Source organism: Streptacidiphilus jiangxiensis (assembly GCF_900109465.1).
Taxonomy (GTDB): Bacteria; Actinomycetota; Actinomycetes; order Streptomycetales; family Streptomycetaceae; genus Streptacidiphilus; species Streptacidiphilus jiangxiensis.
The window spans coordinates 43,280-55,560 of the sequence record NZ_FOAZ01000009.1; the positions used below are offsets into that span (position 1 = coordinate 43,280).

General features: G+C 72.1%; 16 protein-coding genes. 8 read left to right on the top strand and 8 right to left on the bottom strand.

Going from position 1 to position 12,281, the window contains the following annotated elements; all coding sequences use genetic code 11:
- Positions 1–21: 21 nt before the first annotated feature.
- The 4 genes from BMY61_RS18360 (at position 22) to BMY61_RS18370 (ending at position 3,394) form a co-directional block, all read left to right on the top strand.
- The gene (locus tag BMY61_RS18360; protein ID WP_042456994.1) at positions 22–903 is read left to right on the top strand and encodes a hypothetical protein; all 882 of its coding nucleotides are present in this window, start codon (positions 22–24) and stop codon (positions 901–903) included.
- A 167-nt stretch (positions 904–1,070) separates the two neighbouring features.
- Positions 1,071–1,238 (top strand): hypothetical protein, encoded by a 168-nt coding sequence (locus BMY61_RS46280; RefSeq protein ID WP_161791336.1) that lies wholly within the window; start codon positions 1,071–1,073, stop codon positions 1,236–1,238.
- A gap of 279 nt (positions 1,239–1,517) precedes the next feature.
- Positions 1,518–2,798: an MGDG synthase family glycosyltransferase gene (locus BMY61_RS18365; protein WP_052439312.1), complete on the top strand. Its 1,281-nt coding sequence runs from the start codon at positions 1,518–1,520 to the stop codon at positions 2,796–2,798.
- A gap of 44 nt (positions 2,799–2,842) precedes the next feature.
- Entirely contained in the window at positions 2,843–3,394 is a 552-nt protein-coding gene (locus BMY61_RS18370) for a GNAT family N-acetyltransferase (RefSeq protein WP_042456996.1), read from the top strand.
- A 30-nt stretch (positions 3,395–3,424) separates the two neighbouring features.
- Here BMY61_RS18370 and BMY61_RS18375 read toward each other — a convergent pair whose 3' ends face one another.
- The 3 genes from BMY61_RS18375 to BMY61_RS18385 form a co-directional block, all read right to left on the bottom strand.
- Positions 3,425–3,724: a methyltransferase family protein gene (locus BMY61_RS18375; protein ID WP_052439314.1), complete on the bottom strand. Its 300-nt coding sequence runs from the start codon at positions 3,722–3,724 to the stop codon at positions 3,425–3,427.
- Positions 3,725–4,108: 384 nt separating this feature from the next.
- Positions 4,109–4,825 carry a hypothetical protein gene (locus BMY61_RS18380; protein ID WP_042457000.1) on the bottom strand — a complete coding sequence of 239 codons (717 nt, stop codon included), beginning with the start codon at positions 4,823–4,825 and terminating at the stop codon, positions 4,109–4,111.
- A 146-nt stretch (positions 4,826–4,971) separates the two neighbouring features.
- Complete coding sequence (locus tag BMY61_RS18385) at positions 4,972–5,220, bottom strand: hypothetical protein (RefSeq protein WP_042457003.1); 249 nt, start codon at positions 5,218–5,220, stop codon at positions 4,972–4,974.
- A 102-nt stretch (positions 5,221–5,322) separates the two neighbouring features.
- Here BMY61_RS18385 and BMY61_RS18390 point away from each other — a divergent pair, with 102 nt between their 5' ends.
- The 3 genes from BMY61_RS18390 (at position 5,323) to BMY61_RS18400 (ending at position 7,147) form a co-directional block, all read left to right on the top strand.
- Positions 5,323–5,727 (top strand): hypothetical protein, encoded by a 405-nt coding sequence (locus BMY61_RS18390; protein WP_042457006.1) that lies wholly within the window; start codon positions 5,323–5,325, stop codon positions 5,725–5,727.
- A 204-nt stretch (positions 5,728–5,931) separates the two neighbouring features.
- Positions 5,932–6,819, top strand: coding sequence for a hypothetical protein (locus BMY61_RS18395; RefSeq protein WP_042457009.1), 888 nt, complete (start codon positions 5,932–5,934; stop codon positions 6,817–6,819).
- 43 nt (positions 6,820–6,862) lie between these two features.
- Complete coding sequence (locus BMY61_RS18400; protein WP_143094419.1) at positions 6,863–7,147, top strand: hypothetical protein; 285 nt, start codon at positions 6,863–6,865, stop codon at positions 7,145–7,147.
- A gap of 85 nt (positions 7,148–7,232) precedes the next feature.
- Here the strand turns inward: BMY61_RS18400 and BMY61_RS18405 are convergent, their stop codons facing one another.
- A complete protein-coding gene (locus tag BMY61_RS18405; protein ID WP_042457016.1) occupies positions 7,233–7,466 on the bottom strand; it encodes a hypothetical protein in 234 nt (77 codons plus the stop codon).
- A gap of 547 nt (positions 7,467–8,013) precedes the next feature.
- On the bottom strand, positions 8,014–8,238 hold the full coding sequence (locus BMY61_RS18410) for a hypothetical protein (protein WP_143094420.1): 225 nt from the start codon (positions 8,236–8,238) through the stop codon (positions 8,014–8,016).
- Positions 8,239–8,505: 267 nt separating this feature from the next.
- On the opposite strand from BMY61_RS18410, the gene BMY61_RS18415 reads away from it, so the two are divergent.
- Positions 8,506–9,123, top strand: a complete 618-nt coding sequence (locus BMY61_RS18415; protein ID WP_042457021.1) for a DUF4291 domain-containing protein — start codon at positions 8,506–8,508, stop codon at positions 9,121–9,123.
- A gap of 3 nt (positions 9,124–9,126) precedes the next feature.
- On the opposite strand, the gene BMY61_RS18420 is transcribed toward BMY61_RS18415, so the two are convergent.
- The 3 genes from BMY61_RS18420 to BMY61_RS18430 form a co-directional block, all read right to left on the bottom strand.
- Positions 9,127–9,606, bottom strand: a complete 480-nt coding sequence (locus BMY61_RS18420; RefSeq protein ID WP_042457024.1) for a DUF732 domain-containing protein — start codon at positions 9,604–9,606, stop codon at positions 9,127–9,129.
- Positions 9,607–9,752: 146 nt separating this feature from the next.
- Positions 9,753–11,303 carry a long-chain-fatty-acid--CoA ligase gene (locus tag BMY61_RS18425; protein ID WP_042457027.1) on the bottom strand — a complete coding sequence of 517 codons (1,551 nt, stop codon included), beginning with the start codon at positions 11,301–11,303 and terminating at the stop codon, positions 9,753–9,755.
- The gene (locus tag BMY61_RS18430; protein ID WP_042457030.1) at positions 11,300–12,058 is read right to left on the bottom strand and encodes a beta-ketoacyl-ACP reductase; all 759 of its coding nucleotides are present in this window, start codon (positions 12,056–12,058) and stop codon (positions 11,300–11,302) included. Before BMY61_RS18430 ends, BMY61_RS18425 begins: the two co-directional genes overlap by 4 nt.
- Positions 12,059–12,281: the final 223 nt, after the last annotated feature.

Genomic DNA, 12,281 nt, shown 5'->3' on the forward strand with positions numbered 1-12,281 from the left:
ACCGAGGAGGACTCGTCGGGCATGCGGCGCACTGATCTGACCTTTTCCCTCGCCGACGCGCTTGCCGGTCGGCGTGCGCTCTGCCTCGAACCGACGGGACCGCACCGGCCGCAGCTGCGCGTGGAGATGGGTGAAGGCGGTCGGCTGCTGGTACGCCAGGGCGGCCGACCGCTGTTGCTCGGCCGGCTCGCGCCGGGCAATCAGGGTGTCCACCTCGGCCGCCTGCCCGGCTATCGACCAGTCCTCCCGCCACTACGCGCCACGACGGTGCGCCGGCAGCCGGACTGGACGCACTGGTGCGCCGACCGTCTCGCGGAGAGCGCCGACGGTCCGCTGCATGTCGATCGCTGGCTGCTGCGTGAGGGGTCGCCACCGGAATACGCCTGGCACGGCCGCGGTGGCGACCTGGTCACCGACTGGCCGTACTCCTACCTGGACTGGGGCGACGGCTGGAACGGCATCGTCCCGCTCCGTCCGCTCAGCGCGCCCGACGACGGTCGGGTCGCCGCGTACCGGCGCCAGATCCGCGAGGGCGCCGTCGCGCCGATCCTGCTCTGGTGGATCACCGGCCTTGACGGCTGGCTGCTGCTCGACGGCCACGATCGCCTGGTCGCGGCGCGGGAGGAAGGCGTGCGCCGTCCAGCCGCGCTGATCCTCTCGCGCGGTCTCGATGCGGCCCGGCAGAGCGAACTCCTCGCGTGCGTCGACGAGTTCCACACGGCCCGCCGCGCCGAGCTCGCCGCCCACGGCGACGTCGCGCAACGGGCGGCGGAGCGCGCGCACGCCGACACCGTCATTGGCGTGATGACGGAGAGCGCCCCCACGACCGCCTGGCCACTCGCCGGCGGCCCCACCGCCTTCGACGCCCTCGCGGCGCGGTGCGCACCGGAGTTGGTCGGCTGACCTGCCATGCGCCGGAATCGGCGGAATCGGTGGAAACGGCGGAGCGTCAGCGGCCCGCTCGGGCCTCGACCCGATGGTGTGGTCCCGCGTGTCTTGTCCGTGCACGGAGGATTGCTTTGCGTAGTGTCATGAGCGCGGAAAGTAATCAACCCTGCAAGGGAGTCCCCATGAAGCTCCGCGCCAAGCGTCTGCTCGCGGTCCTGCTCGCCGCGCTCGCCGCGCTGGCGGTCACCGCCGCACCTGCCGCCGCGACGGGCGTCCCCACCGCCCGCACCGCACGGCACTTCGTCCTGCCCGAGACAGATCTGTACGACCGGGGCAGCTATGCCGGCTGAGAGTCGGCGGACCCGCTGACCGGGTGGCGTCGTGCGGTGCGGCCGCGAGGGGGCTGTGCCGCCCGACGTCCCGAGTTCACCCACTCGCCGTTCGACGCTCATCCGAACTGGGAGGGCATGCCTCCGGATCTCGCCTAGGGTACGGCGCGAGACGTACGGCACGGCCCGACGGGCAACGCCTGCGTCCGTCGTCGTGCCTCCCCTCCCAGGACGTCCGAGCACGTCCAAGGTCGACGCCCCGGCTGTCCCGCCGGGGCGTCATCGTCGAGCGGAAGACCCATGCAGGCTGTGCAGACCCCCGTGCCCCCGGCCGTCCCCTCCCTCCCCGTGCAGGCCCTCCGGCCGCGCCGCGCCCGTCGTGGCGGTGACGGCTGCGAGCTCCACCCCGCCTCCGCGGACCGGCCGCTCCGCGCGCTCGTGGTCACCGGCAGCGTCGGCGCCGGACACAACGGAGCCGCGAACGAACTGACCCGCCGGCTCACCGCGCTCGGGCTCGAGGTCGACTGCCGCGACTTCCTCGACGCGCTTCCGCGCCGTTACCGCCGCCTGCTGCAGGACGGCTACGAGTTCAGCGCGGGCAAGCTGCCGCGCTTCTTCGAGTGGCTCTTCCAGAACGAGGAGCACGACTCGGTCGTGCGCTCACTCACCCTCCACCTGTGCCGCCTCGCCGCGCGCCAGCTCGGGAGCTGGACCGACGAGGGCTGGGACGTGGTCGTGACCACCTTCCCGTTCGCCGCGCAGAGCCTCGGCATGCTCACCGAGGACGGCGCCCTCGACACTCCGACCGTCTGCTACCTCACCGACCCGGCCCCGCACCGACTCTGGGTGCACCCGCAGGTCTCGGTCCACCTCACCGTCACCGAGGCCACCGCCGTCGAGGGCACGGCCCGCTACGGCGTTCCGATGGCGGCGGCCGGACCGCTCACGCCGGACACCTTCGCCGTCCCCCTCTCCGCCGCTGAACGCGCGGCGCTTCGCGCCGAGTTGGGCGTGGCGGAGGGCCGACTGCTGGCACTGCTCAGCACCGGCTCCATGGGCCTGGGCGACGTCACGTCCAGCGTCGAGGCGCTGCGCACCGTCGACGGCGCCACCCCCGTCGTCCTGTGCGGCCGGAACGAGCGGCTGCGCCGCCGCCTCGCCGCGCTTCCCGGCGTCGTCGCGCTCGGCTGGCGCACCGACGTGCCCGCCCTGATGCGCGCCGCGGACGTGCTGGTCCACAACGCCGGCGGCCTCTCCCTCACCGAGGCCCTGGTGGCGGGCCTGCCGGCGGTCAGCTACGAGGTCATCTCCGGCCACGGCCGGGCCAATGCCGCGACCCTCGCCGCCTGCGGCCTCGCCCCCTGGCCCCGTGAGGCCGGCGCGCTCGCCGAGGCGCTGGCCGCGCAGGCCGCGCGCGGCCGGGTCCACCTGGAGCCCCTCCCGGAACACCGCCAGGCCGCCCATGTCGTCGCGGACCTCGCCCGCGCCCACCGGCGCGCCCGTCAGGCGCCGAGCGCGTCCGGCGGTGGTCCCGCCCGGGGTCTCTCCTCCCGCCTCGCCGCACTGGCCCGCCGCTCCTGACGGGGTTCGCGCCCGGCCGTCGCCGACGGGCGCATGCTGGGAGCATGACCGACGACGTTCCCGCCCTGCTCCGGGTCGCCCACACCGCCGAACTCGAGCCGGACGAGCTCCTCGCGGCCCGGGCCCTGCTGTACCGCGCCTTCGACGACATGACGGAGGACGACTGGGAACACTGCCTCGGCGGCGTCCACGTGCTGCTGGAGCAGACCGACGGACTCGTCGTCGCCCACGCCGCCGTGGTCCAACGGCGGCTGCTGCACCGCGGACGCGCCTGGCGTGTCGGCTATGTCGAGGGCGTCGCGGTCGAGCCCCGACTGCACCGACGTGGCCACGGCACCGCCGTGATGCGGGAGGCGGAGCGGGTCGTCGCACGCGCCCACGAGTTCGGCGCGCTCGCCTCCACCGACGAGGGCCTGGCCTTCTACCGGGCCCTCGGCTGGCAGCGGTGGCGCGGGCCGACCTCCGCGCTGACGCCCACCCGCGGGGTCGTCCGCACCCCCGACGCGGACGACTGCGTCTTTGTCCTGCCCGGCGCCGCCCACCTCGACCTGACCGACGAGCTGACCTGCGACTGGCGTGACGGCGACCTCTGGTGACCCGAGCTGGGGGACAGCGGACGAAACGGGTCAGTAGAGGAAGGGGACCAGGCGCTTGGTCCTGGTGCGGTAGTCCGCGTAGGCGGGCCCGAAGGCGGACAGCAGCAGTTGCTCCTCGGCGGTGATCCGCCAGACGTACGCGGTGCCGAGCAGCGCGGCCACGACCACCGTCGCCGGCCAGCTGCCCAGGCCCAGCGAGTAGCCGATCCAGACCAGCAGGCTGCCGCAGTAGCCGGGGTGACGGATCAGCCGGTACGGGCCCTCCTGCACCACCCGCTGGTCGTCGACGGTCCGCAGGGTCCGCGTGTAGTACGCGTCCAGCGTCCGCATGCCCCAGCGCCAGCACCGCGACGCCGCACCAGCGGACCCAGGTCGGCACCATGCCGAGCGAGGCCGCCCCGCAGACGACGTTGACCACGACCGCCGCCATGTAGGAGGCGATCAGCAGTCGTGTCGACCCCTGGTCCCGCTCGTCGGCCTCCCAGGTGCCCGCGTCCGCGTCCCGGCGACGACGCAGCAGCAGCTCGTAGGCGACCCAACACAGGATGCCCACGACGGAGAAGAGACTCGGCAGACTCACGGACACGCTCCCCACGCTCGACGGTGCCTGCCTCAACGGTCCCCGACCGCAGGTCCGGACGCACCCCACCGCGGGTGGACACACCAGCCTCCACCCGCGGGTGGACGAACGCTCCCGCCCCGCCCCGCCGCGCCTCAGCTGCTCGCGACGATCCCGGCGACGACGGCTCCCACCGCCGTCGCGCCGAGCGGCGTGTACAGGCCCACCACCACGTCGCGGACCGCGCGGGCAGCCCGAGCAGCTCCGGTCAGCGGCGGTTCGAGACCCAACCCGATCGCCGCGTAGCGCGACACCCGCGCGCCGGGGGTGGTCCTGACCGAGGCGGACACACGCTTCGCGAGGGCCTTGTCCGCGAACCAGAACGCCACACCCGAACGGTCCTTGATCCAGAGCTGGTCGATCCACCCGGCCTTCGTGGGCACGCGGGTGCGCCGCACCCGCGCCAACCGGTCCAGGTCCACGGTCCGCGGGCCCGTCCAGGTGCGCCCGGTGACGAGCCGCGCACCGTCGCCGTGGTCGACGGTCCGCCAGGCGATCGACAGCCCCTGCCCCACCATGGTCGCGGCGAACGCCGCCAGCCCGCCCGCGACCGGCGCGCCGGTGCGTATCGCGTGGAACCGCTCGAGCAGCCCCGGGCCGAGGACACCTGCCAGTGCCAACGCACCCACCACTCCGTACGCCAGCCACATCCGTCGCACGGCGCCGGCCGCCGGCACCCCGTCGGTCCCGACCCGCGCGCGCAGCTCGGCATCCCGCTCCTGCCGCCGCTTCTCACGCTGGGTCAGGGGCGCCGGCTGGGTCCGCTTCCGCCCGGGCTGGGGGCGTCTCCTGCGCTGGGTCCGGCTCGTCACCGCGCCATGGTGGCACGCAGGGGCCCTCCTGCCCACTGCGCTTCCCCGGCTTCTTCGGCGACGTGCACGATCGGCCCGGATCGGCCCGGGCGGCCCGGGCGGCGCGGACGGCGCGGACGGCGCGTTCCGGTGCGGCCCGGCGCGAGTCAGTTCAGCGTGTCGCGACGCGGCGTGCCCTGCACGCTCTCCCATGCGGCCGGCCCGTAGACCAACTCGATCGCGGAGCCGACGTCGGACCCCGGGTTGCCCTTCCACACCACGAGCGCACCGCTCGGCAGCACCTCGAAGACGAACTCGACGTCCAGTCCGTCGTTGTAGTTCAGCTGCCTGGTGATCTCCTCGGTGCGCAGGTGGGGCGGGATCGCAGCCGGCATGACGGTGACGTGGACGCTCATGCCCCGACCGTAGGCCGCCCTCTGCCGCCCCGCCCCCCGAGCGGCCCGCCCGGGTGACGGCGTTGGGGTGTGTAGGTTGATCGTCGACGGCGAAGGCTCGGCATGTCGGGGGACTGGGTGGCCACGTTCACGTTCTTTCGCTTCCAGGCGACCGTGCCGAATGCCCGCGGCCGCCATCCGGGCGTCTTCGCGTTGGCCAACGGGCTGGGCCGGGAGGGGCGGTTCGACGGGGACCAGCACCGCGCCTGGCGCGAGGGCAACGACTGGTACGACGCCAACCTGACGAACCCCTCGACGGTGGACCCGTCCGTCTACGACCGCTCGGTGCATCCGGACGCGACCGCCTGGTTCAAGTCGACCGCGGGGGAGGCGCTCGACCGTGTCGCGGGCTACCTGGACCTCCTGTCGGCGCACGGGGTCGGCTGCGAGCGCCTGGAGTCCACGGACCCGGGGACGGTCGTCTACGAGGACGCCCATCAGGTCGTGGTGGTGCCGCACCGGGCGTAGCCGCGGTCGGGGGCCGCGGGCGGGCGGAGGCTTTGGGAGGGCTCCGCGCGGGGGGACCGCGGAGCCCTCATGGACAGTGTGCGCCGGCGGGCGTCGGACCGCGGTGAGCGCAGCCTGTCAACGGCGCGGGTTCCGGCGCTGCCGGTACGGGCTTTTCGCACGTCGGGGCTCGTCCGAGGGGCGGTGCGCGAGTAGGGTGCGGCCATGGACCTCTCCTGGGACCGGCTGCGGCCCGTGATGCGCGTTCCGTACGTCCCGACGCTGGGACCGGTGCACGCGGACGCGCTCACGCCGGAGCTGATCGCCGACGTGTTCGCCGTTGCGGGCACCGGGCGCTTCCTCCCGCACGACCTGAACCAGCGCTGGTCGGGGTCGAAGGACGAGAGCGTCGTGCGTGAGGCCGTCGAGCAGGGGCCGGGACGGACGGTGATCCCGACGCTCAGCACTCTGGGGCGCGGCGCGGTGAAGGTCCACTACTACGGTGCTGCCGGCGACGACGTCCCCGTGGACGAGCTGCTGCAGCTCGCCCGTAGGCTCGCCTCGCGGGCGGACGTCGACCGCGCGTACGTCGTCTGGTGCGACCCCGACCAGGCGCGCCCGCAGGCCGACGCCACCGTCGCCCGGCTCCACCTGAAGACCTTCCGGCCCGGCGAGGACGACCCCGCCGTCGAGGGCGTCGACGACCTGCGACAGCTCCCCGAGCAGGTGCGGGCCCGGTTCCCCGTCTTCGCGGAGCAGACGGCGGCGGACGGCATGGCGTTCCTGTGGCGCCGTTTCCAGTCCGACGCGCTCGGGGGTCCGATCCTCACGGTCGCCTCCGGCGAGCGCGTGGTCGGTGCGATCGGCCCGCTGGAGACGATGAAGGACCCGGCCGGCGCGGTCCGCCTCCTCCCGCCCCACCTCGGCGTCCTCCCGGACCAGCGCGGCCTCGGCCACGACCGTGCCCTGTGGCGGGCGGCGATGCACTGGGGGCAGACCACCGGCGCGGACTACCAACTCCTCCTCACCGACCTCGGCAGTCCGTCGGACACCCTCTACCAGGCCGAAGGCCTGCAGACCCTCGGCTACGTCCACACCCTCACGGCGGCCTGACCCACCTCCCCGCGCGCGTCCTCCCCGGCGCCGGGGGCCCGCCGTGCGTGCGTCCGATGACGCGGTGCACGACCGGCACCTCGCGTCCACCCGGACCATCGGCACACTCCACCTGGACAGCCTCAGCGACGGCCAGTTCCTCACCTTGTGGGGTGTGCTCGGCTTCGTGATCGTCCTCTGCTTCGGGGTGGCGTTCCAGGCCTGGCAGGGCGACAACCGTCCCGGGCAGTTGCCGATCACCTTCACGGGTGCTGCGGTCATCTCCGGCCGGGGCCTTCTGGCGGCGATGGTGATCACGGTGGTGTCGTCGGTGCACCGCGCGTCGTGATCGACGGGCACGGGACTGGCTTGCCCGGGGTCGCACCGACTCACGTGAGTCGGTGACCGAGTCGGGCCGCGACGATTCGCTCAGCTCAGCTGACCTGCCGTCGGCTCCTGGCCTCTGCCCGGTCCTGCCACGCCACAGCGATCCGCGAAGTGCCGTTCAGCCACCACGTGCAACCCGCGACCAGTAGCCAGAGGGCAGCGACGACCACGAGCCCGATCCCGGACACATGGCCGAACCAGAGATCGAGGAGGAGGAGCGCAGCGAGCATGACGGTGCCCTTCAACAGGGCGCCCAAGGTCTTCTTCAGGCGGAGAGACATACCGCGAACTGTAGGGCCCGGGATCTGCTCTGGCGAGGCGTTAAAAACTGGGCCTGATCTGCCGGAACAATCCCGAGCGATCATGAATCGTTGTCGGTCCTTCACCGGTTCTTGCGCGACTACGAGGCCGCCGCGGCCCTCACTCGCCGCCAGAGCAGCGACCGCGCCGAGATGTTCCGCCGGGTCGTCCCGGACGCCGTCGCCGACAGCGGTGTGTCACCGTTGGACGTTTGTGGCTTCCAATCTTCGATTTGACTTTCTGGCCTGCGGAAGCGCCCCGCTGTCAGACCCGAGCCCTACCGTCGAAGACGCGCACCCTTCCCGCGAGCACTGCGGGCACGAACACCACAGCGCGAAGGCCGGGCCGGCTTGCGACACACGGCAGGCAGGCCCGGCCGAACTGCAGCTCAGTGTTCCTCAGGCCGCCAATGCACGCGGTCCACGGCCGACGGGGCTGGATGGCGTTACCCGAGGATGAACGTCCAGGTGGGCATGCTTGCTCCTTTGCTCAAGGTGGCCGGTCTGGGACAGTTCTGAAGGGGTGTGGTCAGCCGCCCACGTAGGTCGGGTCCGGGATGCCGTACGCCACCGTGACCATCCCCGGCGCGTGGCCCCCCGTGTAGTTGGGGTCGGTCTGGTGAACCGGCGCGAGACCCCCGACATAGTCCGGATCGGGCTGGACGACGTGCACGAACCCGATCACACCAGCCACGCTCAGTCCAGCCAGCGCAGCCACGGCCGCCGAGCGTCTCATCTTCGTGAAGAACTTCATGGTCCCCCTGTCGTGCAACGAGGACACCAGTCTGCGTCGGGGCGTGCGGCGGACGGAACGGTTCCGCTGGAAGCGATAGGGGAGCCTCCAGTGCTTCACGTTCGGCCTCGTCGAACAGCTCGGAGCGGTCGTCCTCAGACGCTGGGTCGTCACCGGTGGACCGTCGAGGCGCACCGTGTTTTGGCTGTCCGGCTATCGACGGCTCAGCACCCGTCCGGCCTGGTAATTCGATGGTGCAGAGCGAACCCGCCGTCGAGTCTGGTCACTGTGTCAGAACCCAAGCATCAGATCCGCGCCGTACATACGGCCTCAACGGTGACCGTCTACCAGGCGTACGCACCGGAGATCGGCCTTCCCGCTGCGCAGGACGGGCGCTTTCCGGCGGCCTGGCAGAGGGACCGAATGACGTGGGTCAAGCCGTCCTTCCTCTGGATGATGTATCGCTGCGGGTGGGCTCGCAAAGAGGGCCAGGAGACCGTCCTCGCGATCCGGATCACCCGTGAGGGCTTCGAATGGGCCCTGGAACACGCCTGCCTGGCCCACTTCGAGCACGGGCTGCATCCTGACCGCGCCACCTGGAAACGACAGCTGAAGCGAGCCCCGGCCCGAGTGCAATGGGATCCCGAACGAGATCTGCACCTGCAGCCCCTTCCGCACCGCTCCCTGCAACTCGGACTCACCGGCGAAGCCGCCCAGCTCTACTCAGAGAAGTGGATCGTCTCGATCAGCGACATCACGGGGCTCGCGCACTCGATCCACGCTCACGTGAGAGACGGGGCTCTGGACGCAGCCCAACGGCTCCTTCCTGCAGAACGCCCCTATCCAGCAAGCGACGGGGTTCTGGCTCATCTGCGTGATTGGACCGCCCCTGGCCAATTGAGATGACCTCTAAGCCCACGTCTGAACGTAGGCCTCGACGGACCGGTACTGATCCGGGCACAGGCTACTGAACTGCCCCGCCGCCGAGACCAGCAACATCTGCGCGCTCGGGCGAGTCCATGCGCCCTCCAACTCCTTCTCCACCTTCGCCGGCGGCACCTGGCTCCGCAGCTCTGCGCACACGTGCCGGCCGACCTGAAGCAGCTGTGCGTCCGAAGTGACCGCCGTGCTCAGCTGAGCCAGATCATCGTGCGGAATCCTGGTCATCATGCGGATCAACAGAACGTAGTCGGAAGGGTCGGGCGACGGCAGGGCGACGGAGGTGTTCGCGGAGGGAGCGCCCGGGTGGGCCTGCGGGGTGGTCGAGACGGTGGCGGTGGCCGTCTTCGGCCGCGGAGCGGCGGAGGGCCCGACTGCAGCGCAGGCCGTGCCGGTGAGGAGGACGGCGAGTGCGTAAGTGCCGGCGGTGAGCGTGGATCGGAAGTTCACAGGCGGTCACGGTAGACGCTGGATCGAAGGGTTGGCGAGGCGTTTACGACGGGCTTGATCTGCTGGAACACCTGGAACGCGAACGCCGCCGCCTGCGGCCCGGGCGCGGTGCGCGCCGGGCCGCAGGCGGACGGGGAGGGGCCGGGTCATCGGTAGCGGGCGCGGAGTTCGCGCTTGAGGACCTTGTGGCTCGGGCCGAGCGGGTAGGCGTCGGTGAACTCCACGCGGCGCGGGTACTTGTGCTTGGCCAGGTGTTCCTTGGACCAGTCGATGACGTCCTGCGCCGACGGCGCGGGGGAGTAGGACGGGTCCAGCACAAGGACCGCGCACACCTCCTCGCCGTGGGTGTCGTCGGGGAGGCCGATGACGGCGGCCTCCGCGACGGCGGGGTGGCGCAGCAGGGTCTCCTCGACCTCGCGCGGGTAGACGTTGAAGCCGCCGCGGATGACGACGTCCTTCTTGCGGTCCACGATGGAGATGAAGCCGTCGGCGTCCTTCACCCCGAGGTCCCCGGTGCGGAACCAGCCGTCCACCAGGGCCTGTTCGGTGGCCTCGGGGCGGCCCAGGTAGCCCTGGAAGACGTTGTGGCCGCGGACCACGACCTCGCCCAGCTCGCCGACCGGCAGCAGCTCGATCGACTCCTCGATCTCCGCCCGCGCGATCTCGACGTCGACGCCCCACACCGGGTGGCCGACCGTGCCGGGGCGGGTGCCGAGGTCGGGTTGGTTCACCGAGGCGGTCGGGGAGGTTTCCGACAGGCCGTAGCCCTCGAAGACGTTCGCCTCGAAGGCCGCGTTGAACTTCTCCAGCACCGGGACCGGCAGCGACGCGCCACCGGAGATGCACAGGCGCAGCTTCGGCAAGGGGCCGTCGCTGCCCTTCGCGGCCTCCAGCAGGGCGATGTACATCGTCGGCACGCCGTGGAAGGTGTTGACGCCCTCGCGCAGCATCAGCTCGATCGCCTGCCCGGCGTGGAAGCGCGGCAGCAGCACCAGTGCCGCGCCCGCCCGCCAGGTGGAGTTCATGCTGACGGTCTGTCCGAAGGTGTGGAACAGGGGCAGTGAGCCCAGCACCACGTCGTCGGCCTCGACATGGTTCGCGTCGAACGCGTTGACGGTGGCGTTCATGACCAGGTTGAGGTGCGAGAGCACCGCGCCCTTCGGCTGCCCGGTCGTGCCGCTGGTGTAGAAGACGACGGCCGGATCCTCCGCCTGACGCGTGACGAAGTGCGCCAGCGGCACGGCGCCGTCCGCGGCCGCGAAGTCCTCCAACCGGCCCAGGGCGCCCGGCACTTCGCCGACCTCCGGGCCCATGGTGACCAGCGGGACACCGGCTTCGGCGGCGGCGCCCGCCGCCACCGCGGCGTTCGCCGCGTGGGCGAGCAGCAGGCCGGCGCCGGAGTCGCGCAGGACGTAGGCCACCTCCTCGCCGGTCAGCAGCAGATGAACCGGCACGACCACACCGCCCGCCGCGAGGATCGCGTAGTACGCGCGCGGGAACTCCGCCACGTTCGGCGCCATCAGCGCGACCCGGTCGCCGGGCCGGACACCCAGCTTGACCAGGGCGGCGGCCTGCGCCAGCGACTGCTGCCACAACTCGCCGAAGGTGAGCCGGGTCTCGCCCTCCACCAGGGCGACCCGGCCGGGACGCCGCCGCGCGTTCTCCGCGAGTACGGAGGCGAGGGAGAGCGTCGTCACCGCGCGCCGCCGTTCACGTACAGGGTCTGGCCGCTGACGTAGGAGGCGTCCTCGGAGGCGAGGAAGGTGACGACCGCGGCGATGTCCTCGGGCTGGCCGACGCGCCGCAGCGGGGTGCGCGCGGCGACCTCCGTCTGGTGGTCCTCGGCCGAGGCGCCGACGCGCTCCGCGGTCGCGGCGGTCATCGAGGTGGCGATGTAGCCGGGCGCGACGGCGTTGACGTTGATGTTGAACGGGCCGAGCTCGATGGCCAGCGTCGCGGTGAAGCCCTGGATGCCGGCCTTGGCGGCGGCGTAGTTGGCCTGGCCGCGGTTGCCCAGCGCCGAACGCGACGACAGCGAGACGATCTTGCCCCACTTCTGTGCGCACATGTACTTCTGCGCCACGTGGGAGCAGTTGTAGACGCTGGTCAGGTTGACCGTGAGGACGGCGTCCCAATCGGTCTTCGCCATCTTGAAGAACAGGTTGTCGCGGGTGATGCCGGCGTTGTTGACCAGGATGTGGATCGTGCCGAAGTCGGCGGCGATCTGCGCGAAGGCGGCCTCGACAGCCTCGTAGTCGGTCACGTCGCAGCCGTAGGCGCGAGCGGTGCCACCCTTGGCGGTGATCGCGTCGACAGTGGCCTGCGCCCGCTCGGCGGTCAGGTCGACGACGGCGACGGTGGCGCCCTCCTCGGCCAGACGCTGCGCGGTGGCGGCGCCGATGCCCTGGGCTGCGCCGGTGACGACGGCGACGCGGTCGGTGAAGCGGCTCATGCGGAAGACTCCTCAGCGGGGTGCGGTCAGTGAGGTCGGTCAGGTCAGTCGGGTCAGTGAGGTCGACGAGGCGGATGCGGCCGGCTGGCCGGCAGGCCGCTGGGCCTCGGCGTGGGTGCGCCCGCCGACCTAGCCTGCCGTGCCGGTAGGCCAGCAGGCCGGTGGGCCGGGGGGCCGGGGGCCGGTGACGGTCGCCGCCCCGGCGCGCGCCACCCGAGCGGGA

Bases quoted from the DNA above. Each gene is read 5' to 3' on its own strand.
- BMY61_RS18375 (WP_052439314.1), bottom strand. From the start codon at position 3,724: ATGCGGACGCTGGACGCGTACTACACGCGGACCCTGCGGACCGTCGAC.
- BMY61_RS18360 (WP_042456994.1), top strand. From the start codon at position 22: ATGCGGCGCACTGATCTGACCTTTTCCCTCGCCGACGCGCTTGCCGGT.
- BMY61_RS18395 (WP_042457009.1), top strand. From the start codon at position 5,932: ATGGACCTCTCCTGGGACCGGCTGCGGCCCGTGATGCGCGTTCCGTAC.
- BMY61_RS18365 (WP_052439312.1), top strand. From the start codon at position 1,518: ATGCAGGCTGTGCAGACCCCCGTGCCCCCGGCCGTCCCCTCCCTCCCC.
- BMY61_RS18390 (WP_042457006.1), top strand. From the start codon at position 5,323: ATGTCGGGGGACTGGGTGGCCACGTTCACGTTCTTTCGCTTCCAGGCG.
- BMY61_RS18370 (WP_042456996.1), top strand. From the start codon at position 2,843: ATGACCGACGACGTTCCCGCCCTGCTCCGGGTCGCCCACACCGCCGAA.
- BMY61_RS46280 (WP_161791336.1), top strand. From the start codon at position 1,071: ATGAAGCTCCGCGCCAAGCGTCTGCTCGCGGTCCTGCTCGCCGCGCTC.
- BMY61_RS18430 (WP_042457030.1), bottom strand. From the start codon at position 12,058: ATGAGCCGCTTCACCGACCGCGTCGCCGTCGTCACCGGCGCAGCCCAG.
- BMY61_RS18405 (WP_042457016.1), bottom strand. From the start codon at position 7,466: ATGTCTCTCCGCCTGAAGAAGACCTTGGGCGCCCTGTTGAAGGGCACC.
- BMY61_RS18385 (WP_042457003.1), bottom strand. From the start codon at position 5,220: ATGAGCGTCCACGTCACCGTCATGCCGGCTGCGATCCCGCCCCACCTG.
- BMY61_RS18410 (WP_143094420.1), bottom strand. From the start codon at position 8,238: ATGAAGTTCTTCACGAAGATGAGACGCTCGGCGGCCGTGGCTGCGCTG.